The 26,742-nt window shown below is 73.5% G+C and carries 16 protein-coding genes; 10 read left to right on the forward strand and 6 right to left on the reverse strand.

Features of this window, described 5'->3' with window-relative positions; genetic code table 11:
• Positions 1-112 precede the first annotated feature (112 nt).
• The 3 genes from ACFVU9_RS33890 to ACFVU9_RS33900 form a co-directional block, all read right to left on the reverse strand.
• A complete protein-coding gene (locus ACFVU9_RS33890; protein WP_380441801.1) occupies positions 113-532 on the reverse strand; it encodes a YciI family protein in 420 nt (139 codons plus the stop codon).
• Positions 533-651: 119 nt separating this feature from the next.
• A complete protein-coding gene (locus tag ACFVU9_RS33895) occupies positions 652-2,010 on the reverse strand; it encodes an MFS transporter (RefSeq protein WP_387600032.1) in 1,359 nt (452 codons plus the stop codon).
• Positions 2,011-2,123: 113 nt separating this feature from the next.
• Complete coding sequence (locus ACFVU9_RS33900) at positions 2,124-2,477, reverse strand: ArsR/SmtB family transcription factor (protein ID WP_380441796.1); 354 nt, start codon at positions 2,475-2,477, stop codon at positions 2,124-2,126.
• Between the two features lie 169 nt (positions 2,478-2,646).
• Here ACFVU9_RS33900 and ACFVU9_RS33905 point away from each other — a divergent pair, with 169 nt between their 5' ends.
• Together ACFVU9_RS33905 and ACFVU9_RS33910 are read left to right on the forward strand one after the other, a co-directional pair.
• Positions 2,647-3,909, forward strand: a complete 1,263-nt coding sequence (locus tag ACFVU9_RS33905; protein WP_387600036.1) for a permease — start codon at positions 2,647-2,649, stop codon at positions 3,907-3,909.
• A 73-nt stretch (positions 3,910-3,982) separates the two neighbouring features.
• Positions 3,983-4,693, forward strand: coding sequence for a hypothetical protein (locus ACFVU9_RS33910; protein WP_380441792.1), 711 nt, complete (start codon positions 3,983-3,985; stop codon positions 4,691-4,693).
• On the opposite strand, the gene ACFVU9_RS33915 is transcribed toward ACFVU9_RS33910, so the two are convergent.
• The 3 genes from ACFVU9_RS33915 to ACFVU9_RS33925 form a co-directional block, all read right to left on the reverse strand.
• Positions 4,669-5,508, reverse strand: a complete 840-nt coding sequence (locus ACFVU9_RS33915) for a DUF4389 domain-containing protein (protein ID WP_387600039.1) — start codon at positions 5,506-5,508, stop codon at positions 4,669-4,671. The two genes, ACFVU9_RS33910 and ACFVU9_RS33915, sit on opposite strands and share 25 nt — an antisense overlap.
• A 119-nt stretch (positions 5,509-5,627) precedes the next feature.
• Entirely contained in the window at positions 5,628-6,446 is an 819-nt protein-coding gene (locus ACFVU9_RS33920; RefSeq protein WP_380509962.1) for an MBL fold metallo-hydrolase, read from the reverse strand.
• Entirely contained in the window at positions 6,443-9,253 is a 2,811-nt protein-coding gene (locus ACFVU9_RS33925; RefSeq protein WP_387600042.1) for a BTAD domain-containing putative transcriptional regulator, read from the reverse strand. The genes ACFVU9_RS33920 and ACFVU9_RS33925 overlap by 4 nt, the downstream gene beginning before the upstream one ends.
• A gap of 152 nt (positions 9,254-9,405) precedes the next feature.
• On the opposite strand from ACFVU9_RS33925, the gene eccB reads away from it, so the two are divergent.
• From eccB to ACFVU9_RS33965, 8 genes are all read left to right on the forward strand, one after another.
• Complete coding sequence (gene eccB, locus ACFVU9_RS33930; protein ID WP_380509968.1) at positions 9,406-10,851, forward strand: type VII secretion protein EccB; 1,446 nt, start codon at positions 9,406-9,408, stop codon at positions 10,849-10,851.
• A gap of 57 nt (positions 10,852-10,908) precedes the next feature.
• Positions 10,909-11,262 (forward strand): hypothetical protein, encoded by a 354-nt coding sequence (locus tag ACFVU9_RS33935; RefSeq protein ID WP_380441782.1) that lies wholly within the window; start codon positions 10,909-10,911, stop codon positions 11,260-11,262.
• A gap of 49 nt (positions 11,263-11,311) precedes the next feature.
• Positions 11,312-11,602 carry a hypothetical protein gene (locus ACFVU9_RS33940; RefSeq protein ID WP_380441780.1) on the forward strand — a complete coding sequence of 97 codons (291 nt, stop codon included), beginning with the start codon at positions 11,312-11,314 and terminating at the stop codon, positions 11,600-11,602.
• A gap of 13 nt (positions 11,603-11,615) precedes the next feature.
• Positions 11,616-12,080, forward strand: a complete 465-nt coding sequence (locus ACFVU9_RS33945) for a hypothetical protein (RefSeq protein WP_380441778.1) — start codon at positions 11,616-11,618, stop codon at positions 12,078-12,080.
• Between the two features lie 108 nt (positions 12,081-12,188).
• Positions 12,189-14,432 (forward strand): hypothetical protein, encoded by a 2,244-nt coding sequence (locus ACFVU9_RS33950; RefSeq protein ID WP_387600047.1) that lies wholly within the window; start codon positions 12,189-12,191, stop codon positions 14,430-14,432.
• A 125-nt stretch (positions 14,433-14,557) separates the two neighbouring features.
• Positions 14,558-14,992, forward strand: a complete 435-nt coding sequence (locus ACFVU9_RS33955) for a YbaB/EbfC family nucleoid-associated protein (RefSeq protein ID WP_380441775.1) — start codon at positions 14,558-14,560, stop codon at positions 14,990-14,992.
• Positions 14,985-15,284 carry a hypothetical protein gene (locus ACFVU9_RS33960; RefSeq protein WP_380441773.1) on the forward strand — a complete coding sequence of 100 codons (300 nt, stop codon included), beginning with the start codon at positions 14,985-14,987 and terminating at the stop codon, positions 15,282-15,284. Before ACFVU9_RS33955 ends, ACFVU9_RS33960 begins: the two co-directional genes overlap by 8 nt.
• 70 nt (positions 15,285-15,354) lie before the next feature.
• Complete coding sequence (locus ACFVU9_RS33965; protein WP_387600050.1) at positions 15,355-26,733, forward strand: hypothetical protein; 11,379 nt, start codon at positions 15,355-15,357, stop codon at positions 26,731-26,733.
• The last annotated feature ends 9 nt before the right edge of the window (positions 26,734-26,742 follow it).

Genomic DNA, 26,742 nt, shown 5'->3' on the forward strand with positions numbered 1-26,742 from the left:
CCCCGGGGGGTGCCCGCCCCCCCCCCCGCGGCTGACCCCACCCCACACCCCCCCCCCCCCCCCCGCGGGGGGTACCCCCCCCCGGGGGCCCCCTCGGCGGGAGCCGGCTCCGTCACAGCTGGCCGGTCCGCTCGCGCCACGCCCGCTCCTTGACGATCCACTCGTTGTCCTGCGGGAACTCGTCGATCGCCGGGACGCGCCGGATCTCGCACTTCGACCCGGGGATGGCGGGCATCCGCTTCGCCCACTCGACCGCCTCCTCCTTCGAGGCGACGTCGATGAGGTAGAAGCCGCCGAACAGTTCCTTCGTCTCACCGTAGGGGCCGTCGGTGACGACGGGGGTCTCGCCGCTGTAGTCGACCACGACGCCCTGGCCCGGGTCGTCGAGGCCCTCGGCGGCGACGAGCACGCCCGCCTTGATCAGCTCCTCGTTGAAGCGGCCGACGGTTTCGAGCATCTCCTCGAAGGGGGTCTCCATCATCTTGGTCATCGACTCGTCGGTGCCGCGCATGATCAGCATGTACTTGGCCATCGTCGTTCTCCTCGGTGTCGGGGGGTCGTCCGTCGACCCTCTCTACCTCAGGTCGAACGGCGGCGTGGCGGATCGACACAAGGAGGGAAAACTTTTTGGGACCTGTTCCCGGCCGGTTCTCAGTGGCCCGCCGCCGGGCGGGGCCAGCTGTGGTGGTGCTGGTCGATCACGTAGTGGTGGACGTGCTGCCAGCCGCCCTTGGTGGCCGGGCGGGCGTCGGTGAGGTGGGGGTGGCCGGGCGGGAGGTCGGTGTGGAGGTGGCCGAGGGTGTCGGGGTCGCGGGCCGGCCACAGGGCGGCGGCACCGGCTGCGGCGGCCAGGGCGACGGCCCCGAGCACGACGGCCGTGACCGGGAGTCCGGCGCCCGCCGCGAGCCAGCCGGCCAGCGGGTAGGTGAGCAGCCAGCAGCCGTGCGAGAGCGAGAACTGGGCGGCGAACGCGGCGGGGAGGTCCCCGTCGGCGGACGAGCGGCGGATGAGCCGGCCGCCCGGCGTGAGGACGGCCGAGCTGCCCGCGCCGATCAGGGCCCAGGCCGCGAGCAGCGCGGCCCACGCCCACGCGCCGGGCCCGGCGGCCGTGATCGCCGTGACGGCGGCGAGCACGGCGGGCAGCGCGAACGCGGCGGTGAGCATCACCGGCCGGTCGCCGGTCCGGGCGAGCAGCCGGGGCAGCAGCAGGGCGGCCAGCATCGAGCCCGCGCCGTACGCGCCGAGGGCGAGCGAGACGGCGCCGGCCGGGCGGTGGAAGTGCTCGCGGACCACGACGACGGTGTTGACGAACACGATCGCGCCCGCCGCCGCGACGGCGAGGTCGAGCGCGAGCAGGGCGCGCAGCCGCGGGGTGGCCCAGAAGAGGCGGGAGCCGAACGCGGCCCTGGCGTAGGCGCCGCCGGTGCGCTCGACCGGGGCGGGCTTCGGCAGGACGGCGGAGACGACGAGGGCGGCGGAGGCGAGGAAGCCCGCGGTGGTGCCGGCGAACAGCCAGTTGTACGGGACGACGGTGAGCAGGAGGGCGGCGAGCGCCGGGCTGAACAGGGACTCCAGGTCGTAGGCGAGCCGGGACATCGACAGCGCCTGCGTGAAGTCGCGTTCGGCGGGCAGGAGGTCGGGGATGGTGGCCTGGAAGGTGGGAGTGAAGGCCGCGGAGGCCGCCTGGAGCAGGAAGATCAGCAGGTAGACCTCCCACACCTGGGTGACGAACGGCAGGGTGAGCGCCACTCCGGCCCGGGTGAGGTCCATGCCCGCCATGAGGGCCCGCCGGGGTATCCGCCCGGCGATCGCGCCGGCCAGCGGGGCGATCGTGACGTAGGCGACCATCTTGATCGCGAGCGCGGTGCCGAGCACCGCCGAGGCGTCGGCGCCCGCGAGGTCGTACGCGAGCAGGGAGAGCGCGACGGTGGCCAGGCCGGTGCCGACGAGCGCGACGACCTGCGCGGTGAACAGGTGGCGGTAGGCGCGGTTGCGCAGCACGGAGAGCATGCGGGCCGTCCCGGTGGTCAGGGGGCGGTGGGGGACGTGCCCATGATAGTCAATGCGTGCGTACCTGTGCACACGTTGGTGGGACGTGGGCCCGGATGGGGCCCGCGGGGGCGTCAGTCGTGCGGCGGCAGGTGCCGGATCTGGTGGTCGGCGACGTTCATCGCCTCGTCGACGAGGCGCCGCAGGTGGCCGTGGCGCAGCGAGTAGACGACCCGGCGGCCGTCGCGGCGGGTGGTGACGAGGCCGGAGAGCCGGAGCTTGGCCAGGTGCTGGCTGACGGAGGGGCGCGCGGCGCCGGTGGCCTCGGTCAGCGTGGTGACGTCGGCCTCCCCCTCGCCGAGCCGCTCCAGGAGCGCGAGGCGGGTGCGGTCGGCCAGGAGCCCGAGGATGGTGGCGGCGACGTCGAGCCGCTCCTCGGCGCGTTGGTGCGAGTGGTGTGCATCTGCCAGCTCGGTGCCACTGCTCATCGGGCCATCGTAGGCCGTCCGGCCGCCGTGGGAGTGCTCGGGTGCGCACTCATGGTGAGTTGCCGGGAAGTCCGGCGGAGTGGCGGCCGCTCGTATACCGTGCTGGGGTATATGATCCCGGACCGTTCCGGTAGGAAACCGGGGAGCCCGGGGGAAGGCCGACCACCACATGCACGCGATCCTGCACGCCCTGTCCATCACCGGTTCGATGACCTGGGAGATCACCTGGGCCCTGGTGCTGGGCTTCCTGCTGTCCGCCGTCGTCCAGGCCGTCGTGCGCAAGGCGACGATCGTCCGGCTGCTGGGGGACGACCGGCCGCGCACGCTGGCCGTCGCGTCCCTGCTGGGGGCGGCGTCCTCGTCGTGCTCGTACGCGGCGGTCGCGCTGGCCCGGTCGCTGTTCCGCAAGGGGGCGGACTTCACGGCGGCGATGGCCTTCGAGATCGCCTCGACCAACCTCGTCGTCGAACTCGGCGTGATCCTGGCCCTGTTGCTGGGCTGGCAGTTCACGGCGGCCGAGTTCGTGGGCGGCCCGGTGATGATCCTGCTGCTCGCGCTGCTGTTCCGGCTGTTCCTGCGGGACCGCCTGCTGCGCGAGGCGCGCGAGCAGGCGGAGCACGGTCGCGCCGGCTCGATGGAGGGGCACGCGGCGATGGACATGTCCGTCCGGGGCGAGGGGTCGTTCGCGAAGCGGCTGCTCTCGCGCGAGGGCGTCACGTCCGTGTCGCACGTGTTCGTGATGGAGTGGGCGGCCATCCTCAAGGACCTCGTGATCGGCCTGCTGGTCGCCGGGGCGATCGCCGCGTGGGTGCCGGACGGCTTCTGGCAGGCGTTCTTCTTCGCCGACCACCCGCTCGCGAGCAAGCTGTGGGGGCCGCTGGTCGGCCCGCTGGTGGCGGTCGCGTCGTTCGTCTGCTCGATCGGGAACGTGCCGCTCGCGGTGGTGCTGTGGAAGGGCGGGATCAGCTTCGGCGGGGTGGTCGCGTTCATCTTCGCGGACCTGCTGATCCTGCCGATCCTCAACATCTACCGGAAGTACTACGGCGGCCGGATGGCGCTGTTCCTGTTCGGCACCTTCTACGCGACGATGGCGGTCGCCGGGTACGTGGTCGAATTCGCCTTCGGCGGGCTCGGGCTGGTGCCGGACCAGCGGACGGCGGAGATCCCGATGGCGGGCGTCGAGTGGAACTACACGACGTGGCTGAACATCGCCTTCCTGCTGCTGGCGGCGGTCCTGGTGGTCCGCTTCTTCCGGACGGGCGGGACGGCGATGCTCCGCATGATGGGCGGCTCGCCGGACGGCGGGCACGCGCAGGACGAGCACGGCGCCCACGGTGGCGGCCACGACGGTCACGGCCAGCACGGTGGTGGCCACGACGGTCACGGCCAGCACGGCGACGGCCGGCACGGCGGCGGCCACGGGCACCACTGACTCGGCGCGCCGAGCCGCGCCGACTCTGCCACGCTGAGGAGGGCAGCTACCTCGACCGAGGAGGCCCGCACCCATGTCAGCGCAGAAACCGGGGCCGGCCGAACGACGGGCCCGCGCCGCCGCGATCCGGGCCGAGGAGGCCCGCCGGGAGCGGCGACACCGATGGCTGGTGGGCGGGGTCGTCGGGGTGCTCTCGCTCGCCGTGATCGGCGGGATCGCCGGCGTGATCGCGACGAACCAGAGCTCGACCTCCCCCTCCGGCGTGCCGGCGCACCCGCGCACGACCGCGGAGGGCCGCACCACCCCGCCGCCCTGGGACGCGCCCGCCGACGTCGAGGCGGCGGTGAAGGCGGCCGGGCTGCCGATGCTCGGCGCCGAGGGCACCGCCCTGCACATCCACGCCCACCTCGACGTCTACGCCGACGGGCAGCCGGTGACCGTCCCGGCGCTGGTCGGCATCGACGAGGCCGCGCAGAAGCTCAGCCCGCTGCACACCCACGACACCACCGGCGTCGTGCACATCGAGTCGCCGGTGACCGCCGACTTCAGCCTCGGCCAGTTCCTGACCGAGTGGCAGGTCTCCGCCTCCGCCGACCACCTCGGCGGGCTGCGCACCGACGCCACCCACACGCTCACCGCGTACGTGGACGGCAAGGCGGTGTCCGGCGACCCGGCGGCGATCGTGCTGCACGCGCACGACGAGATCGCCCTGGTCTACGGCACGGCCGCGGAGAACGCCGCGGTCACCGTGCCGAGCAGCTACAACTGGCCGAGCGGGCTCTGAAGCGCGCCGTCGGCGGGGCCGCCCGGCACGAGGGGCGCGATGACGCGCTGGGTCGGGTTGGTGCTGTCGTTGTCGTCGTCCGAGGTCACCGTGGTGGTGATCGAGCTCGTCGCCCAGGAGACCACGCCGAGGACGATGAAGACGACGAGCAGGCCGCGCCCGCCGCCGCCGAGCACGAGCGGGCGGGTCGCCGACACCGGGCCGTCCGGCTCGCTGCCCGCCTCCTCGCCGAACAGGCGCTTGGGGTAGGCGGAGGTGAGCATCACGAAGTAGGCGGTGGCCCGCATCCGGTAGCGCACGATCGCGGCCGTGGCCTCGAACAGCGGCTGCGGCATCCGGCCGAGGATCAGCACGACGAGCCAGAGGACGAAGGACACCATCCACCACCCCGCGTACACCAGGCCCTGCACGATCGCGGCCGGGATGACGAGGACGACGCGGAACAGCACGGCCAGCCGGTTCAGCTCCCCGGGCCGCAGCTCGACCTGCACCAGGTGCTCGGGCGTCCGGAACCGGAACGGCGGGTAGCGGTCGTGCATGAGCATCAGGTAGGCGGTGACCCGGGTGTCGTACGGGACGAACGCGGTCAGGTAGTCCGCCGCGAAGCCGGGCAGGCGGCCGAGCACCAGCGCGCCGAACCAGCCGATGACGGTGACGAAGAACGCCACCACCGACAGCACCCACACCACCACGAACTGGGGGATCAGCAGCAGCAGCCGCAGCAGGACCGTCCACCGGTTCTGCGCCCCCGGCCCCGGCATGTCCAGCACCGGGAGCCACTCACGGCTGACGGGGGCGGGGGGAGCCTGCCACATCCGGGCCTCCACGGTCTCGGGACGACGGGCCCGGCGGTCGGGCGCGGCCGGGTGCCTTCCGAAGATCGCAGCAGTCCGTCCGGCCCGCGCGCGGAGCTGGGCCGGACGGCTGACGCCGCCTAAGCCGTGAGGTACGCCGGGTCGTGGGCGCAGATGATCCGGACGTCGGCGGAGCGGGTGCGCTGGAGGGCGCGCAGGCGGTCGAGGTTGTGGAGACGGGCGGGGTTGTCGACGGCCAGGAGACGCTGGAAGGCGGTGAGCCCGGCCGGGCGGCGCGGGGAGCCGGGGGCGATGTCGGCGTGGTTGAAGTAGGCGTCCCCGGCGTGGAGCAGCCAGCGGTCGCCGGTGCGGACGGCGACGCCGCTGTGGCCGCGGGTGTGGCCGGCGAGGGGGACGAGCAGGACGTCGGTGCCGGCCTTCGGGAGGACCGGGATCGCGCCGAAGCCGTACCAGTCCTCGGTGGCGGCGTCCGGCCGGTGCTCGACCCAGCGCGGGCCGTGCGCCCACTGGGCCGGGCGGTAGCGGTCGCGCTCGTTGAACGTGGCGCCGGCGCGGGCGGCGCGGAGTTCGTCGGCGAGCACGTGGACGTCGGCGTGCGGGAAGTCGCCGAGGCCGCCCGCGTGGTCGACGTCGAGGTGGGTGAGCACGACGGCGCGGACGTCGCGCGGGTCGTACCCGAGGGCGCGGACCTGGTGCAGGGCCGTGCGGGCAGGGGAGAGCCGGGGGCGGACGGTGGCGAGGAAGCGGCGCCCGAGGCGCTCCTTCGGGCGGGCCACGTCGTCGGTGCCGAAGCCGGTGTCGACGAGGACCAGCCCGTCGGCGCCCTCGATCAGCAGGCAGTGCGCCGAGAGCAGGCCGAGCAGCCGCCCGCCGCCGCCCATCAGCGCGCGGCCGCCGAGCGGGCACATCGTGCCGCAGTCCAGGTGGTGAACGGTCATGTCGCCTCCAGGGGTTGGGGGGCTTCGGGGGTGCGGGACAGCAGCCGGTCGAGGCCGGCGGCCAGCTGGACGTCCCCGTGCGCGGTGTACAGCTCGCCGGCGGTGCGCCGGTGTTCGGCGGCCTCGGCGGAGCGGCCCAGGGAGTCCAGGAACTCGCCGAAGTGCCGGTGCGCCAGGGCGTGCAGGCGCACGTTGCCGGAGGAGCGGCACAGGTGCAGCGCCTCGCGCCAGGTGAGCTCGGCGGAGTGCGGGTCGTCGAGCGCGTGCAGGGCGAAGGCCTCGTTGACCATCGCCCACACGTAGGCGTTGGCGGTCGGCTGTGCGGCGAGCAGGTCGCGGGTCTCGCGGGCGAGGTCGAGCGCGGCGGCCGGGGCGCCGAGGACGACCTTGAGGGCGGCGGCGTTGCTGAGCACGGTGGCGGCGTGCTCGCGCAGGCCGGTGCGCCGGACGAGGGCGAGGGCGGCGTCGGAGAGGCGGTCGGCGCCGGCCTGGTCGCCGGTGAGGGCGGTCATCGAGGCGCGCACGGACAGGGCGTGGATGTGCAGGTCGCCGTCCTCCGGGGTGGTGCGCTCGACGGCCCGCCCGGCGAGGGGCAGCGCCTCGGCGACGCGCCCGGTGGAGCCGAGGGCGCAGGCCGTCGCGGCCTCCATCGCGGCGAGGCCCTCGCGGTCGCCGCTCGCTCGCGCCGCGTCCAGTCCGACGCGCAGGCAGGCGAGGCGGTCGTGGACGCGCCCGGCGCCGTAGTAGAGGGTGGCGGTCGCCCGGGCCAGTCGCCAGGCGCGGTCGTGCTCGCCGCGGTCGGCGGCGGCCGTGACGAGTGCGCGCAGCACCGGTTCCTCGGCGTGGCACCAGGCGAGGGTGGCCTGCGGGTCGGTGAGCCGGGGGAGGGCGAGGTGCCCGGTGCCCGGGGGCCGGAACGGCTCGTGGTACGGGTTCAGGCGGCGGATGGCCGTGCCGGTGGCGAGCAGTTCGTAGTCGACGAGGCGGCGGAACGCGTCCTGCCGGCCGGCGGCGGGGAGGTCCGCGAACAGCTCGGCGCCGTACAGGCGGACGAGGTCGTGGCGGGCGAAGCGGCCGGGGGTGGTCTCGGTCAGCAGGTGGTGGGCGGCGAGGGAACCGAGTGCGAGCCGGGCCGCGTCGGTGTCGGCGGCGAGCAGCGCGGCGGCCGCGTGGACGTCGACCTCGGTGCCGGGGTGGGGGGTCAGGAGGGGCAGGAGATTTCGTGCGTGCGACGGCAAATGGCGATACGTCAGGCTGAGTGCCGAGTGGACGCCGAGGGTGCCGTCCGGAGTGGCGAGGGTCGACAGGCGGGTGCGTTCGTCCGCCAACTCGGCTACCAGATCGGCCAGTTGCCAGCCGGGGCGGGCCGCGAGCCGGGCGGCCGCGATCCGCAGGGCGAGGGGGAGCCGGTCGCACAGCTCGACCAGGTGGCGGGCCGCGTCCGGCTCGGCCGCCACGCGCTCGGCGGTGAGGCGGAGTTGGAGCAGGCGGTGGGCGTCGCCGTCGGGCAGCACGTCGACCTGGAGCAGCGCGGCGCCGTCGGCGACGACCAGCTCCTCCAGGCTGTTGCGGCTGGTGACGACGGCGACGCCGTCCGGCCCCGCGGGCAGCAGGTCGGCGACGTCGTCGGCGCTGCGGGCGTTGTCCAGCACGACCAGCAGCCGCCGCCCGCGGGTCCGTTCGCGGAACAGCGCGGCGCGCGCGGGGCGGTCCTCGGGGATCGCCGGTTCGGGCACGCCGAGCGCGCGCAGGAAGCGGCCGAGGGCGTGCGCCGGGTCGGCCGGTCCGGCCGGGTCGAAGCCGCGCAGGTCGGCGAAGAGCCGGCCGTCCGGGAAACCGGGGGCGGCGCGGTGGGCCCAGCGGACCACCGTCGCCGTCTTGCCGACCCCGGCCGGGCCGACCACCACGGCCAGTCCGTCCCCGGTGCGGTCCGGGCCGCACTGGGCGTCGAGCCAGCGGTCCTCCGCCTCGCGGCCGACGAACCCGCGCGGAGGGGCGGGGAGTTGGTCGGGTGCCGCCGATGGTGCCGCCGATGGCGCGGGCGTCGGTGGCACGGCGGGCTCCTCTTCGGGCTCCTCGTCGGCGAGCACGTCGGAGAGGGCCTGCTGGAGCTCGCGGCCCGGGCAGACGCCGAGCTCCTCCGCCAGGCGCGCGCGGGACCGGTGGTAGGCCTCCAGCGCGGCGGCGGTCCGGCCGCTCCGGTGCAGGCAGCGGACCAGCAGGGCGGCGACGGGCTCGCTCAGCCCGTCCGCCGCGACGGCCTGCTCCAGCGCCGGGACAGCCGCGAAACCGCGCCCGAGGTGGAGCTGGCGCTGCGCCCAGGCGGTGAGGAGCTCAGTGTGGGCCGCGTCCAGCCGGCGGGCCAGGGCCGCGGCGGGCGCGGTGGCGGGGAGGTCGGCGAGGGCCGCGCCCTGCCAGAGGCGGAGGGCCCGTTCGAGGAGCGCGGCGGCCGTCGCGTCGTCGGCCGTCGCGGCGGCCCGTGCGCCCAGCGCCTCGGCGGCCAGGGCGTCGACGGCGGCCGGATCGCCGGTGAGGCGGTAGCCGGGGGAACGGGTCGTCAGCTCGAACGGGGAGCCGGGCCCGGCGAGCAGTTTGCGCAGCGCGGCGACGTGACCCTGCAGGGCGGCCTTGGGGTGCGCGGGCGGCTCGTCGTCCCAGAGCAGCCCGGCGAGGCGCTCCACGGGGACCGTGCGGTTCAGCTCCAGGGCCAGCAGGGCGAGCACCGCCCGCCGCTGGGCACCCCCGACCGCCGTGGGGGCGCCGGTGCCGCGCGTGAGCTCCACCGGGCCGAGCAGCCGTATCCCCATGCGTTCCGTCCCGCCGTCATGCCGTTGGTCCGACCGCAGCTTACCCGCGGGTAGCCACGTCGGAGCCGGCCCGTTGAACGCCCCCGCCCGTCGGTCCCGTTCACGGAGAGGGGCGCGCACTCGGTCGCCCCGGAAACACGGGGAGGACGTGGATGCAGTCCCGACGCGACCAGGTGCAGGCCCACCTGTTCGTGGTGAGCAGACTCGCCTCCGGCATGCTGCGCGCCGAGCCCGACGCCGCCGACACCCCGACCGGACGCACCACCCGGGGCGCGGTGACCGGGCTCGCGCTGGGCGTGCTGATCGGCCTCGGCGCGGCCGTCTACGGGGTGATGGTGCCCGGCGGCGACACGGCCTGGGCCAAGCCCGGCACGCTGGTGATGGTCAAGGAGACCGGCGCCCGCTACCTCTACGTCGGCGGGCAGCTGCACCCGGTGCTCAACGACACCAGCGCGAAGCTCGTGGCCGGCGAGCAGATGGCGGTCGAGGAGGTGAGCCGCGCCTCGCTCGCGGACACCCCGCGCGGCGCGCCGGTCGGCATCGCGGGCGCGCCGGACGGGCTGCCGCCGGCCGCCGACCTGGCGGGCGGCACCTGGCTGGTGTGTGCCACCGTCCAGCCGGGGGCCGCCGGGGCCGCGCCCGTGCCGAAGCTGGGCGTGCAGCTGGACCCGGCGAGGGAGGGCAAGGCGCTCGCCCCCGGCCAGGGCCTGCTGGTGACGACCCCGGACGGCGCCGTCCACCTGCTCTGGCAGGGCCAGCGCCTGCGCGTCGACACGGCGAACAAGGCCATTCAGGCGCTGGGTTACTCGGGCACGACGCCGTTCCCCGTACCGGCCGGGCTGCTCAACGCGCTGCCCGCAGGCCCCGACCTCGCCGCGCCCGCCGTCCCCGGACGCGGCGACCCGGGCCCGGCGCTGGCCGGCGCCCCGACCCGGGTCGGCCGGCTCTTCGAAACCCCCGGCGGCGTGCGCTACCTGCTCCAGCGGGAGGGGTTGGTGCCGCTGACCGGTACGCAGTTCGCCCTCCTGATGGGTGATCCGCGCACCCAGAACGACGCGTACGGCGGGACGGCCCCGGCACCCGCGCGGATCGGCGCCGCCGACCTCGCCGCGCACACGGCGCCCGGCGCCGGCGCCCCGACACCGGGCCTGCCCGAGTCCCCGCCGACGCTCGTCACTCCGCTGCGGGACGAGGGCGTGTGCGCGGACCTGCACGTGGGCACGGGTGCGCCGGTCGGCTCGGTGACGGTCCTGAGCGCGGCGGACGCCGGAGCGGGCCGGGCGCCGGTGTCGCCACCGGGCTGTGCGGTCACCGACCTGGTCGCCGTCCGCCCGGGCCGCGGCGCGCTCGTGCGGGCGCTCTCCGGCGCGGGCACGGGCAGCACCGAGTACCTGGTGACCGAGGCGGGCGTGCGCTACCCGCTGCCGTCCGCCGCCGCCGTCAAACAGCTCGGCTACGCCGGCGCCACCCCGGTGGCCGTGCCGTCGGGCGTCCTGGGACTGCTGCCGACGGGCCCGAGCCTGGATCCGTCCGGCCTCGGCGGCGACGCCGCGACGAGCGCGCCGGCGGGCCGGGGGAGTTCGCCCACCTGCGGCTGAACCCGCCCGCGAACAGCCTCCGTTGACGAGGTAGACCGACGAACGAAAGGAGCTCCGATGACCACCCCCGCACCCGGCGGCCTGCTCAATGTGGAGCAGCAGGCGATCCAGAACGCGCTGCAGAGCCTCGAAGGCCAGATCTCGCAGATGATCAGCTCCGGCCAGACGGTCGAGCGGATCAACATGGAGATCGCCGCCAACTACGTCTCCGTGGCCAGCAAGACCTTCCAGGACAAGGTCGGCGACTGGGTCGTGAACTACAAGCGGGTCATGCAGGCCTTCGACAAGCTCACCCAGGACCTGGGCAGCGCCCGCTCGATCCTCACCAAGGCCGAAGAGGACGCCCACGTCCAGGGCGGCAACTGGGGCGCCTCGGACGGCGTCTTCCACGCCCTCGGCGGCAAGAGCTGACGCTCCGTCATAACCCTTACGCAACCCACGAACACGAGGAGGAGACGCCATGAGCGGCCCCACCGACATCATGCTCAGGCACGAGTCGATCGACGCGGCCTTCCAGGACCTGCTCAGCGCGGCCCACACCATGCAGAGCGGCCTGGAGGAACTGATCGGCCGGCTCCAGGGCATGGAGGCGAACGCCGGCCAGTACAAGCAGGCGTTCAGCGAGTTCCTGAACATCGCGAGGAGCAGCTCCAGCGCCATGCACGACGACATGCGCGACGGCGCCCGGGCCCTCGACGAGATGAACCAGGCCATGAAGTACGCCGACCGGGCCGCCGCCGCGGGCTTCTGAGCGGAGCACGGGCATGGCCAAGGAGCTCCGGCTCAACGACCAGACGATCGCCGACCTCACGGCGAAGGTGGACCTCTGGCGGCAGTGGCTCACCGGAGACGCCACGCCGCCCGGGATGCCGGCACCGACGGACGGTCACAAGAACCTCGTCCTGCAGGTGGAGGCGTTCGCCGGCGGCGCCGACACCCCGGGGGACAAGCACTACCCGGACACCTACACCAAGCTGCTGGGTGCGCTCGGGCTCGGCCCGTCGACCGAGATGCAGAGCAGGTTCAAGACCTTCGCGGGCGGTGTGAAGGCCGAACTGGACGTGCTGGTGAAGTCCCTGGACGACATCACGCTGGGGCTGGCGATCGCCAAGATGAAGTTCAAGGAGGGTGAGGACCACGCGCTGACCGCGGCGGAGATGTTCGAGATCCTCAGCAGCCCGTCCACGCCCCCGCCGCCGGGACCCTCGGGGGCCCCGCCGGCACCGTAGTGACGCCGCCGCCGGCGCCGGGCCGGCGGCGGCACATACCCGGGTCGGGACGGATCCCCTCCGAACCCCGGCCCCTTCCGTAAGCAGCATCGCAGGAGCGTGAGTCGATTGGGCGCAACCGGAACCGGCGGGGGCGGCGACAGCAGCCCGAACTACCCGTGGGAGACGGCCCTGAAGGCCTTCGGGATCACCGACTACCCGTCCCGGGACGACGTGGCCAACCCGGCGGTGTCCGGGGACTGGCTGATGAGCGGCGCCTACTGCTCGACGACGGCCATCAGCACGAGCAACATGGACGTCGTGGCCGTCCTCCACCCGCTGAAGAAGTCGAAGACCGACAACACGCCGAGCTGGTACGTCGGCTTCAACGGCAACTGGAACGGCAACGGCGACAACCCCGGCTGGAACTCCGGGGCCAACAAGTGGGCCCACTTCACGAGCGCGTGGACCGACGTGATGTGGGGGCTGTACGCCGGTGGCGACAACAGCGCCACCAGCGTGCCCAGCCTGAAGTCGGGCAGGTACCTGATCGACCACCTCTCGGCCCTGCTGGCCGAGGTCAAGAGCGACGTGCACAAGGTGGCCGACACCCTGGACGTCGAGGGGAGCGACTTCCAGGGCTCCGCCGCCGGCGAGCTGAAGTCCTACCTGACGAGTTTCGAGCAGGCCGTGAGCGTCCTCCAGCTGGAGATCACGCTGCAGGGGAACCCGTCCGACGCGCTGGGGACCGCCGCCGACGGCCTGAAGGCCGCGTACAAGGCGCTCCTGGACGCCCGGCAGGCCTGGCTGACGGACCGGGGGGCCTACCAGGCCTTCAACACCCAGGCGTCCCCGGTGCCCTGCCTGCGGTACGCGCTCAACCAGCTGATCCTGCCCGCACACGCGGACACCTCCAAGAAGACGGTCATCTCGAACGGGATGGACGTCAAGTCGGACGAGTTCCGCAACGCCGTGGAGGCCCTGGCGAAGAAGGTCTGGCGGGACAACGTCGTCAAGTACCTCGACGCCGACGCCAGCACCGCGATGGGGAACCTCGGGCTGCAGTTCACCGCCGTCAGCACGAAGCTGAACACCAGGTTCAGGGTCGAGACCCCGACCGGGACGGCCATCGCGCCGCCGGCTCCCCCCGGTCCGGGCGGTGACGGCGGGGGCAAGGACGGGGGCAAGGGCGGTGGCGGCGACCTCGGCCTCGGCGGCGGCGGTGGTGGTGGCAACGGTGACCTCGGCCTCGGCGGCAGCGGCGGCAAGGGCGACCTCGGCCTCGGCGGCAAGGGCGGCAAGGGCGGAGGTTCGCACGGCATCAACGGCGGCGGACCGCCCCCGCCGAAGGACGGCGGGCCGCTGACCCTCGACCCCGGCGGCACCGGCGGCATGCGCGTCCCGCTGCTCGACAAGGACGGGAACAAGCTGGTCGGCAAGGACGGCCAGCCGCTGACCGTCCCGCCCGGCTCGACCATCGACGGCCAGGGCCGGGTGATCGGGCCCGACCACAAGCCGGTGCTCGGACCGGACGGCCGGCCCCTGGTCGTTCCGCCGGGCACCACGCTGGGCAAGCCGGCGCCGGTCGTCCCCGGGGGCGGGTACTTCACGGTGCCGCCGGGCTCGAAGGTGGACGGGAACGGCATGGTGATCGGCCCGGACGGCAAGCCGCTGCGGGACGCCCGGGGCAATCCGGTCTACGCCGGCAAGAAGGGCACGATCGACAAGGACGGCCGGCTCCTCGACGCCAACGGCAAGCCCGTCACCACCAACGACCAGCTCTTCGCCGACGAGGAGCACGCCCTCAACGAGCTGACCACCCTCGACCCGACCACCGGCGGCAGCGGCGGGTTCGACCTCGGGTCGCTGCGCGGCGGGAACCGGTGGACCGACCCCGGCTCCTTCGACCTCGGCGACGGTTCGCCGGGCTCGCTGGGTTCGCCGGGTTCGTCGGGCGGCCTCCGCCTGCCGGGCCCGGAGGTGGGCGCCCCCAGGCCGGAGACCGGGTCCGGGGAGCCGCTGTCCGTCACCGGCGGGTTCTACGGGGGCAAGGCGCTGACCGACGGCGGCCTCGTCAACTCGCCCGAGGACGCCGCGACCCTGGCGGCCGCCAAGAAGGCCGCCGCCGAGCAGGCCCTGACCGAGAAGCCCGGCCCGAAGGGCCCGAACCCGGCCCAGGAGGAGGCGCAGCTCCAGGGCCGCAACACCGCCACCACCGGCGGCGGCATGCCGCCCATGATGCCGCCCGGCGGCATGGGGGCGGGGGCCGGCGCCCAGGAGAACAAGGAGCGGCAGCGCACCACCTGGCTGGCCGAGGACGAAGAGGTGTGGGGCACCGACGCGGGCGCCGTCAGCGGCGTCATCGGCCGCTGACGGCACCCGGGTTGAACGCGGGCCGCCGCCCGTCCCGTTGTCCGGAATGACAACCCCGAAAGCCGGCGCGCGCCGGGCTCCCTCCCCCGTGGGCCCGGTGCGCGTCCTTGTCCGAGAGGAGCCCGATGGCCGTCTCCCCGTTCGCGCAGCAGATCGAAGAGGCCATGGAGACCCTGCGCGTGCAGCAGGCCAAGATCGAGGAGGCCACCCGCAAGCTCCAGGCCGAAACGGTCTCCGTCACCTCCAAGGACCGGATGATCACGGCCGTCCTCGGCGCGCAGGGCGAGGTGGTGTCGCTGACCTTCCACACCACCGCCTACCGCTCCATGGCCCCGGCCCAGTTGAGCGCGGCCCTGACCGACGTGCTCAACCGGGCCCGGGCGGACATGGGCGCCAAGGTGACGGAGTCCCTGGGCACCTTCGAAGGGCTCGGCGAGATGCTGCGCACCTCGATGACCGGCGGCACCGAACTCGACGAACTGCTGGCCCCGCTCCAGGCGATGCGCCCGGGCCCCGGCGCCGGCGCCCGGCGCGAGCGGCAGGAGGAGTTCCGTGGGTGAGTTCAAGGCCACGGCCGAACTGGGCGGCTCGTTCGCCCAGTTGGGGTCGATGACGACCCTGCTCGACCAGATGAACCGCCGGATCGGGCAGATCGACAAGTACAACAAGAACTCGGCCGGCCACGACGAGATCGGCAAGAGCTACCACGAGACGGTCGACGGGCCGACCAAGAACCTCATCGAGCTGATGGACCAGGTCGGCCAGGTCGTCCAGAAGCTCAGTGAGAACGGCGGGCACGCCGCCAAGCTCTTCACCAAGACGGACGACGACCTGTCCACGACCGTCAAGTAAGGCCTCCCGGACGCCCCGCGGCGCCTCCGGCGACCCGGACGCACTTCGTACCCCTCAGGAGTCCCCCGCCATGTCGATCGAGATCCCGGTCGGGCTCGCGAACCTCTTCCACGGTCTGACCGGCATGGCGTGGCCGGAGGCCAAGGAGGACGACCTGCGCAAGGCCGGGGACTACTACCTGCTGGTGGGCAAGAACATGCCGCAGCTGGAGGACTACGTCCGGCAGGCGGCCGCGTACTGCACGGACAACATCGCGGGCCAGGCCGGTACGGAACTCGCCGCGGCGGCGGGCGCGCTGGTCGGCGCGGGCGGCAAGGACAACGCCCTCGACCTGGCCGGCAAGCAGTGCACCCAGCTCGGCCAGGTCGCGCACGACACCGCCAACCAGGTCGAGTACGCCAAGTGGATGACGATCGCCCAGCTCATCCAGCTGGCCCTGGAGATCGCCTGGGCGATCGCCGCGAGCCCGTTCACCGGCGGGGCGTCCCTCGGCACGATCGTGGCCGCCCGGGCGGTGGCCGAGGGCGTGATCCGCAAGATCCTCGCCTGGCTGATCGACCGGATCGTGATGCACACCGTCGTGAGCATCACGGGCGGTCTGGTGATGGACACGATCATCCAGCTCATCCAGATCGGGCGCGGCGACAAGACCGAGTGGGACTCCAAGTCCACGCTCCAGGCGGTCGAGTTCGGCGCCCTCAACGGCATCGTGGGCGGCCCGCTGGCCCTGCTCGGCGGCGGGCTGACCAAGCTCTTCCGGGGCGTGATCGGCAAGAGCCTGGGCAAGGAGGCCGGCCGCGTCCTCGGCGGCGACCTCGCCAGGATCTCCAACGGGCTCGCCAAGGACGGCCTGGCCGGCGTCCTGTCCAAGGACGCGGCCCGGACGATCGGGGAGACGGCGGCGAAGGACCTCGCGAAGGGCGCCGGGAAGACCCTGGCCAACGAGGCCGGGCGCAGCGCGGCGGACGCGGCCGCGCGGGACGCGGCGCGGAGCGCCGAGCACGCCCTCGCCAACGAGGCCGCCCACGCCGTCGCCAACGAGGCCGCCCACGCCGCGGCGGGAGCGGCCGCCCGGGACGGCGAGAAGTGGCTCGCCAGGGAGTCCGCCGAGGCCTTCGGCAACGACCTGGCGCAGACCATCGGCCGCTACTCCCACGAGATCGGCAACGCCTTCGCGGGTGGCCTGCGCGAGCTCGGCAAGGACGCGGTGGCCCGGTTCGAGAAGGACGTCGCGCAGGTCTTCTCGCAGCACTTCGGCAGCGTCCTCGGCAAGGAGGAGGCCACCCAGCTCGGCAGGGACTTCGCCCACGCGATGGCGGTGAGCGGCGGGCGCGGCGCGGCCGAGCACGAGGCGCTGCGCACCGCGATGCGGGACGCGCTGGGGTCGCGCGGGCTGAGCTCGGAGGGCGTCGACCACCTGGTCGAGCAGGTGCCCGGCTTGCTCGACCAGGTGGGCGGCAACACCAGGCTGTTCAGGATGGGCGTCGCCGTCGGCGGCTACCTCGGCGCCGGCGTGCAGAACGGCCTCACCGAAGGCTTCTACAACCTCACCTTCGGGCCCGACCACTCCTTCTCCGTCACGTGGGAGAGCTTCGTCTCCGGCATGGCCATGGGCTTCGTCGGCCACATGGGCCACAAGGGCGTCGCCCCGCTCGCGGAGCACTACGGGAAGTGGGTGAGCAAGAAGCTGGCCGATCCGAACGACACGGGCCCGGGGGTCCAGTACCTGCCGTGGAACCACCCGCTCACCATCCTCTCGGCGGTGGCGAACCTGACCGGCCGGTCCGCCCCGTTCCCGGTGCCGCGGCCGAAGCCGCTGACGGGCGGGCCCGAGCACGTGGGCGGGGCCGCGCACCCGGAGGTCCCGAAGGCGGGGAGCACGTCGACGGTCGGGGGCAAGGCGTCGTCGTCCTCCTCGTCGACCTCGTCCTCGTCGTCGTCCCGGTCGTCGTCGGAGAAGGCTCCGACCGCGCCGGTGCCCGACTCGGTGAAGGTCCAGGGCGGCGCGGAGCACCAGCAGCCGTCCGAACACGAGACCGGCGGGCAGCAGGGGGCGGTCAAGACCTCGTCGGAGGGCGGCAGTTCGCCGTCCGCACCGCCGTCGAGCGAGCGCGAGGCGCCGGCGCACGCCGCGACGGCGGGCGGGGAGCCGGGGCAGGTCGCCCCGCCGACGCGGGTCGCGACGTCGGGGTCCGTGGCGCCCGAGGCACCGAGGCCCGTGGCGCCCGAGGCACCGAGGAACGTCGACGTCCCCGTCCTGCCGGTCGTCGAGGCGGCCCCGGACGCCACGCCGCCCCACGCCGCCACCGCGGCCGGTCGCCACCTTCCCGACGGGGGCGGCTGGCTCCTCCACGACACGGGCGCCGGGGCGCCGCGCTTCCCGGCGGACCTCGGGAGCGTCCTCGGTCGTGCGGCGGAGGACGGCACCCGGTTCCCCGTCGTCGTGCACGTCGGCGAGAACGGCCGGCCCGTGCTGGACGGCCGGGAGATCCCGCCGGAGCGGATGGCCGACCTCCTCCGCCGGCGGGAGGCCGACGGGGAGTGGGAACCCGCCGCCCAGACCGTCGAGTTCCTCGGCTACGGCGACCGGCGCGCCGTCGACCCGCAGTACGTCCAGCACGTCGTCGACGACCTCGCCCGCTCGCCCCGGTTCGCGGACGCCCAGGCGCGGACGGGCGGGAACGGCACCGGGCCCGTGTTCCGCAGCGCCGAATCCGGCGAGCGCGCACGGGTGTTCGACGAGTCCTCGCCCGACCGGCGCACCTTCGGCGACCTCCTGCGCACGTCCTCCGACGGCGACGGTCCGACCGCCGCCGAGCACCCGCTGCTGCCCGATCCCGCACGGCTGCACGAACTCACCGCCGCCGAACGGGCGGAGGCGCTGCGCAACCTGCCGGACGAGCGGCGCCGGGAGCTGGCGCGCGACGCGGCCGTGATCGAGAGCCTGAAGAAGCTCGGCGACACCCGGGAGTTCGCGGAGGCCGCCGCACACCTGATGGTCGACTCCGGCCCCCGGGCCGGCGGGTCCGGGCCCGCGCACCGGGAGGCCGTCGAGCAGGTCGCCCGGATGCTGCGCAACCGTCACGTCGCCGTGAAGCTGCTGGAGGCGGGCCACCGGGTGGGCGCCGTGCCCGGCGGGCACCCGACGACGACCCACGACGTCGCCCACGCGGTCCTCGACGTGCTGCCGACCCGGGACCGGGCGATCATCAGGGAGGCCTACCGGACCCGGACGGAGGGCGGGGAGCAGGGGGCCGGTGCGGGGCAGCGGACGGGCGACGACGTATCCCGGGGCGAGCACGAGTACTTCGCCCGCGTCACCGAGGGCTACCTCGGCACCGACGGCGGGCCCGACCGGGTGCGGCGGAACGAGCCGCCGGAGGTGTCCGCTCTGCTGAAGCGCCTCTACGGCAAGGATCCGGTGCACCCGAACGACGGCACCGGCCCGCACCTGGCGCCGTCCTCCCCGACCGAGCAGGGCGGGCAGCCGCACCAGGTCGCCGCTCCGGGCCAGGGCGACGGGCCGACGACCTTCGTGGCGCCGCGACTCACGAGCGGAGTCAGCGACCTCATCGGTGGTCTCGGCACGGACGATCGACCGGGCAACTCCGCCTTCGAGAACGTCACGAGGAACGTCGGGGCCGTGCCGAAGCTGTCCGAGGCGGACTACCTGGCGTTCCTCAAGCCCGGTGAACCCGATGCCCTCCCCCCTCTTCGACCGCTGGGCTTCGTGGTCAGCGCCATGACGAGCTACAAGAGCGCCGGCGAGATCAGGACCGTGATCGAGCGGATCATGGAAGGCTCGCACGGCATGGACCGCCGGGTGGCCTTCGTCATCGGCCTGAACGCCCCGAAGGGCGAGGAGGCGGCCCTCGCCGCCGCCGCCCGGGAGGCCAGGAACATCGCGGCGACCATGGGCGTGCCGGTGGCCGTCGTGAAGTCGACGTTCTCGTGGCTCAAGGTCAAGGGGGAGGAGGTCTTCCCCTACGGCGAGATGCGCAACGCGCTCCTCGACAGCGCGCCGACCCACCAGCTGATCAAGGCCATGATGGACAGCGACCTGCATCCGTACCTCGCGGTGCAGGACTACGACATGGGCTCCCGCAAGGTGCCGTCGGGCAAGCACGTCTTCAACTTCGTCGAGGACACGCTGCACCGGCCGCAGCCGCACCCCGACCACTCGCCCACGGGCACGGGCGAGCAGACGGACCACCGGTTCGACCTCGACGACGACGCCCTCGACCCCAGCCGCCCGCTGGCCTTCGTCGGCGGGTACCGGATGCCCACCGAACAGGCGGACCTGGACCGGCTCGTCGCCGATGTGGAAGGGAGGTTCACCAGGAGCGGGAAGCAACTCCCGGCGCAGTGGCTGGACGCCCGAGGCCGGGCGGAGATCCTGGAGCAGGTGAGGCTCGCCGTCGAGACGGACATGCTGGAGCGCGACTGGCAGGCCTCGTACGCCCCGCTGCTGCCCTACGCGCCGGAACCCAACCTGATGGTCGACGGGCCGGCGGTCCTGCTGGCCGACGGGACCGGCACCCAGGCCCTGAAGTGGGGCCCGGGCCGGGCGGAGTTCGAGGAACTCGGGCGCGGGCTCAACCGGATCAACGCCTGGGAGCTCGACCGGTACTACCGGAACGAGCTGGAGGGCAAGCCGGAGACCGTGGCCGTGCCGAACAGCACGCGGTCCACGAAGACCTCCACGCCCCTGGGCCAGGGGCGGGACGAGATCGTCGAGAGGGTACGTGCCGACGCGTCCAACAACCGTCTCCCGAACCGCGGTGAGGCCTTCCGTACCGACTTCCGGGGCGGTGCCACGGTCACCGACCTGTCCCGGCTCGTCGTGGACCACCTGGAGAAGCTGGCCGCGTACAAGGGCAAGGGCGCGGGGCCGAAGATGGCGCTGGGGCAGTCGCACGTCGGCCTCGCGACCCCGTCCGCGCGTCTGAACAGCAAGGACTTCCGCCTGGGCGACGGCGATCCGAACTCCTCCGCCAGGTCGGCCCGGCACACCATCGGACTCGGGCCCTACCGGGAGGACTACGGGAAGAACCTCGCCGACCGGTTCCGGAGCGAGGACCGGCTCAACCGGTCGCACCGGGAGCCGGCCGGGGACCGGAACGCGATGGTCCCGGTGGACCCCGCGAGCTACAAGACGACCGAGGCGTGGCAGAAGGAGATGGTCAGGACGCGGGTCGGCCGCGACTGGCTGCTGGCCGGACAACCGGGCCCGGACGGCAGCGCGATGCCGCCGCACCTGATCCCGAGGGACGGCCTGGGCAGGCCCGAGTTCGGGCCGGGCGGGCTGACCAAGAACGTGCTGAGCCACTCGACGTCGGCCCCGCTGGACCCGCGAGGGCCGTTCGCCGGCATCAAGGCGGGCATCCAGGACGAGCACAAACTGCCGACCGCCCAGGCGCTGGCCCTGTCGACGGCCGCCATCCGCCTCGGGCGCCGCCTCGCCGACCTGCGGTTCAACCCCGAGCCGGGGCGCACGGCACCGCGCGCCGAGGACGCCGCCGGGCCCTGGAGGATGCCGACGGAGCCGGTGCTGCGCGAGTACGGCGGGCTCTACCGGGCCTTCGGGCACCTCCGGGCGGAGAACCGGCCCGGCGGTGCCGCGGGGCAGCCCGCCGGTGCTCCCGGGGAACTGCGGGCTGCCGTCGAGGAGGTGCGGAAGGAGGTCTTCGACTGGATGCTGAAGCCCGCGAACCTCGAACGGGTCACCACCTACGCCCGGGAGAAGGGCGTGAACCTGGACGACCTGTACCTGACGATCGAGCACGGTGAGGACCGGACCGGTCCGACGGGTGACGTGCTCCCGAAGATCCTCGCGTCGATCCGGAAGGCGAAGCTGGACTTCGGCACCGGGGAGCCCGTGCTGCCCTTCAAGGGAAACCCCAAGAAGGTGATCAGGGTGGACGGGCCCGGGGACGGTGACACCGCGATGGACATCGATCACGCGACGGACACCGGTACCGCGATGCACACCAGTACCGCGATGCACACCGATACCGCGATGCACACCGATACCGCGATGGACATCGACAACCCGGCGCCGGAGGGGGCGCCGGAGCCGGGCCCCGCCGTCCCGGGCGGCGCGCCGGCGCCCGTGCGGTCCGTCCACGAGCTGGAGCTCCTCGCGCCGGAGGCCCGGCGTGAGCTCGCGCGCGACGCACAGTACGTCAGGGGCCTTCGCGAGAGCCTGGAGCCGGAGGACTTCGCCGAGGCGGCGGCCCGGCTGATCGTGGACGTCGACCCCCGTACCCACCAGCCCGTCGCGGCGCGGTACGCGGCGTACGAGCAGGTCGCGCGCATGCTGCGGGATCCGAAGGTCGCGGAACGGCTCCTCACGCAGGAGGTCCGGGTGGTCATCGTTCCGAGGGACGTGCCGATCACCGAGGTGGCGGGCCTGGAGCACCTGAACGACCTCCCCGAGGTCGACGGCCGGCCCTGGCGGACCGTCCGGGGCGTGCAGTCCAGGAAGATCGTGGTCGTGACGGAGGAGAACCTCCTCGGTGCGACGACGACGCTCGGACGGGCCTCGACCCATCCCGAGGGCTACTCCACGACCACCCACGAACTCGCCCACGCCATCCACAAGTTCGGCCTGACGGGCGACGAGCACGCGCTCGTCAGGGAGGCCTACCGCGGCAAGCGCCAGGCGGACGGGCTGACCGACCTGTTCGGCGAGGAGCCCGTCGCGGCGTGGCCCGACGGCGGGCGACGCAATGCCGCCGACGAGCTGGTCGGCAACTACTCCTCGGCCGACGAGTACGAGTACTTCGCCCAGCTGAGCAACGCCTACCTCGGCACCAACCACGGGAACGACCCGAGCACCCGGTCGGCCCGCAACAACGGCGCCGACTGGGTCCGGCGCAACGACCCGGAACTGCTGCCCCTGCTGGAGCGCCTGTACGGCCCCGACCCGCAGGCCGGCCACCCCGCCCCGGCCAACCCGGTCAGCCGCACCCGTGCCGAGGAGGAACTGTACGGAGGCTTCCGGGAGTTCATGCGCACGGCGACCGGCGAGCCGCACCCCGAACCGGAGGGGCCGAGCCACCCCGTCTCGGAAGCCGACCTGATCGAACTCGCCCTCAACCCCGCCGCCGCCACGGCCCACGGAGCTCACGAAGCCCACGGTGTCCTCCTGTCGCCGGAGGGGGAGGAGCCGAAGCCCGTCGTCCTGACCGACGAGGAAGTGCTCAGGCCCCTGGTCAACGAGATCCTCCCGGGCCCGCACCCGGGCATGACCTTCGCCGTCGGGCACCTGCGCCTGGAGGGGCAGGACAAGGCCGGGAACCCCTACGTGTGGACGTCGAAGCGGACCAACAACGGCGCGAAGCAGTTCCCCGAGCTCAATGACCGGACCCGACTCGACGAGCTGAAGGCGCAGTCCTGGCCCGAGGACGAGAGGGCGATCAAGCAGGGGAAGGGTTACCAGAGCGCGGAGAAGTGGCGGGCCGAAAAGGTGGCCACCGTGCTCCGCGAGGCGGCCGCTCAGCACAAGGCCGCGTCCACCGGACTGACGGAGGCGGTCGCCGGGTACAAGTCCGCGTTCACGGCTCTGGACACCTGGGTCACGAAGCCCGCTGAAAGGGAGGCGGCCGGAGAGCACTTGGCCGCGGTCGCCAGGAAGATCGACGATGCGGTCGCGCTGGCCGCCACCGCACGGGAGAGGACCACGGAGGACGAAGGGGGCAGGCCGAGGGATCCGCGCGAGTTCTGGAACAAGATCGAGCTGGCGGAGACCCGCCATGGCGAGGCGGTCGAGCTCCACCGGCAGGTCGTGGACATCCAGGAGAGGGTGAAGGCCGCCAAGACCCGGAACGAACCGCGGGAGACGATGGCGGAGTTGCACAAGCGGGCGGCGGACCTCCACAAGCAGGCCTTCGAGAAGTTGAAGGAGTACGCGCGGGCCGAGGACGAGGTGGCCGCCGAACTCCGGAAGCCCGCTGCCGACCACTCCTTCGGCTACCAGCGGAAGGACGCCGAGGTCACCCTGCTGAACGCGGCGTACCGGCAGCTGGAGAGCTGGGGTTTCAAGGAGAAGAACCAGGTGTCCGGGACGTTCACCGTCTTCTCCACCAAGGGGACCTGCGAGAGCTGCAAGGACGTCGTCCGCGACCTCAACCAGGCGTACCCCGGGATCCGGGTGGTGGCCGCCTATCCGAAGGACGACGGCAAGGTGCCGCCGAGCCGGGAACTCACGTTCGGGGGCGCGAAGATCAACGTCGCCATCCCGTACGGGTACGAGCACGTCGACGGGACGTTCGACGTCACCGTCACGGACGACCGGGGGAGGAAGCAGCGCCACCAGATCGCGTACAAGACCGTCGCGCCCGTCGCTCGCCCGAGCGACGCGGCGACGACCGCCGGGGCGGAGTCGCAGAAGCCGGAGGCGGGGGCGCCCGAGTCGTCGTCGCAGCCCGTGAAGCCGCAGGCGAAGGGCGCGTGGGGCAAGCCGGCGCCGCAGTCGTTCGGGCAGCGCGAGTATTCGGGCCCCGACGCCGAGCACCCCATCGCCGACCGTCCCGGCAGCGCCGACGCGCCGTTCTGGCCGGCGGGCGAGGCACCGGACCCGGCCACCGCCGACGCCCTGGCCCACTTCCCGCACGACCCTGCCGTCCGGCTGGTCGCCCTGCACACCAAGGACGCCCAGTTGCCGCTGAGCCCCCGCCGGCTCGCCGACCGGCTGGTCGAGTGGCACCGGAGCGGCGGTTGGGACGGCCGGACGACCCTGCGGTTCGTCGCCTGCGACCTGGCCTCGCAGGGCGGCCACACCCAGGTCGCCGAGGTCCTGGCGCACCTGGCCGAGCACGGGCTCACCCCGGAGATCCACGCGGCCACCGGCCCGGTCTGGTTCGTGCCGGACCACGGGAACCCGGACGGGCCCGGACACCTGCTCGTGGCCGCCGACGTCGGCATCGACGCGCACGGCCGTCCCGTCGTGGTGCCCGGGGGGCACTGGGTCGGCCACCGCCTCGGCGAGGACGGCACGGTCGTCCGCACCGAGCTGCCGGCCGGGGACCTCCCGTCGGGGTACCACCCGGCGGAGCACCTGGCCGGCCCGGGTGAGCACCACCTGCGGCCGATGGAGGACACGGCACGGTTCGGCGGTCCGGGCGGCCAGGAGGAGAGTTCGTCCTCGGGCGGGCATCGCGAGCAGCCGGAGAACGGCAACCTGGTGAGCGTCGATTCCGACGGCTTCTGTCTCCTGCGGGCGGTGGCCACCAGCGATCCGCGCGGCGTGGCAGGGCTGTTGACCGACCACGGGCTCCACACGCTCGAGGAGCACGAGGCCCTCCGCAGGGTGGTCGAACAGTACCTCGCAGCTCGGGATCCGCAGGGTCTGCCGAACGAGATCACTCACGCTTACCGCGTCCTGAGGGGAGATCCGGCCGCTCACCTCACCCGGGACGACTACGCGGGACTGGTGGACGCCGTCGCCAACTGGCGGACCCACTGGGCGACCGCCGAAGGAGAGATGTTCGCGCCGCTGGTGGCGCACGCGCTGGGCATCCGGTTGCGGATCGTCACCCCGGAAGGCCGGCAGGCTCCCGTGGAGTTCGGCGACCCCGCCCACCGCCAGGTCACGGTGTTCTACTCCAGCAGCCGCAGCCACTACGACGCGAGCGACCTGCTCCACCGTCCCGAGGCGCCGGAGCGTGCCCAGGGGCTGGTGACCCAGCTCGAAACGGGCCCGGACGGGAGGATCTCCAACGTCACGGTCGTCGGCCGCCCGCCCTCCCCGTACAGCGGCACGATGGGTGACCACTCCACGGCCTTCGCCGTGCAGGTCGCGGCTCTGACCAGAAGGCTGCGGGCCCACAGCCCCGCGGACGCGGTGACCGGGCTCGCCAGCCTGATCGGGGCGGTGCGTGAGCTGCCCGGCGCGCGGTTGACCGACCACCTCCCGCCCGAGCACCGGCGGAGGCTCGAGGAGGCCGAGCGCGAACTCCGCGATCTGCACTACCTGCTGACCCGGGTGAGGAATCCGGAGTTCGGTACCTCGCTGCTGCAGCAGTTCGCGGACGCCTACCTGCACTACCGCGAGCTGATCCCGCTCACCACGATCAACGTGCGGGAGGTCAGCCCGGCCACGGCGGGCAAGGGCAAGGCCGAGGCCGGTCCCGTACGGCTGCTGGCCGACTTCGAGGACCGTGCCGTCAACCGGACGCAGGCGGATCTGCAGGACGCGGTCCTCGACCTGTTCGACACACAGGCGGCGGCCTGGGCGGTGGCCGAACCCGATCCGCACACGCTGGGCAGGATCGCCCCGGGCATGCCGGACTCCGCCGGCTTGGAGCAGCGGATGAACGAACTCGTCCAACAGCACCTCCGGTCGGTCGAACTGGCCTTCCCGGATGCCTTCGTCGCGGCGTGGGGCCACGGCGATGAGGGCCGTGAGCGGGCGGCCGTGCAGTTGGCGATGCGGATCCGGCCGGCGGTCCGGCAACTGGCCGACAAGTACGTGCAGGAGGCGAAACGGATCATGGGCCTCCGCGAGGGTCGCTTGGAGCGGCTGACCAGCAGCCTCACCACGAAGAAGGAGCGCGCGGAGATCCCCGTTCTCAGGAAGGAGATCACCGACCTCGGCAATCTGGTCGGGCAGTTCGAGCAGATGCAGCTGGACGAGCCGATGACCGCGGGCGCCGCGCCCGGTCCGTCGTCGGGTCCGGCCGCCGCGGAGCACTCCGGGACGCCGGCTTCCACCGATCACAGCAGTGAACCGGACGAGGACGCCCTGCTGGAGGAGGAGCGGGCACGGTCTCCGCTCGCCACGCAGGCCGTTCTCGGACCGGACGGCGTGATCCGGCAGGTGCTCCTCGCGGGCCGCAGCCCGTCCCCGTTCTCGGGCACGATGGGCGCGCACACCACCTCCTGGGTGGTCCACCAGGACGTGATCCGCCAGGCCGTCACCGGGGAGGGGATCCCCCAGGCCATGCTGAACCTGGCGCGGGTCGCCCGGCACGCCGAGCGGCAGGAGAACGAGCGCGTCGGGGCCATCCCGATCGAGCCCTACCACCGGGAGAGGCTGAACACGGCTCGTTCGGAGCTCGCCGTGCTGGTGAATGACACCGAGAACGGACGCGCCGAGACGTCCCCGCAGGCTCTTCAGCGGTTCGTCAACAGCCTGCTCACCTACACCAACTACATACCCGGAGCCACCTTCGAGGCGGCCGTCCCGGACGGCCGCCGTGAGGCCCACCACCGCGCGATGCTGCGGGGCGGGGCCAGGAACGCGGGCGAGCTGGCGAGTGCGGTGATCGGTCTGCTCGACCTGCACGACGTGCCGGACGGCATCGCGCTCGTCATCGCCGGGCACCACATCGAGCTGATCAGGGAGGCCTACCCCGGGGTCTACGAGGCAGCCGGACTGGGGGACGCGGCGGCACTGCTCCGGCGAGTGCGGGCGGCCGAGCGGGCCCGGGAGGACCGTGGCTAATACCCGGGG

The sequence above is a fragment of the Kitasatospora sp. NPDC057936 genome (genome assembly GCF_042887525.1).
Classification (GTDB): domain Bacteria; phylum Actinomycetota; class Actinomycetes; order Streptomycetales; family Streptomycetaceae; genus Kitasatospora.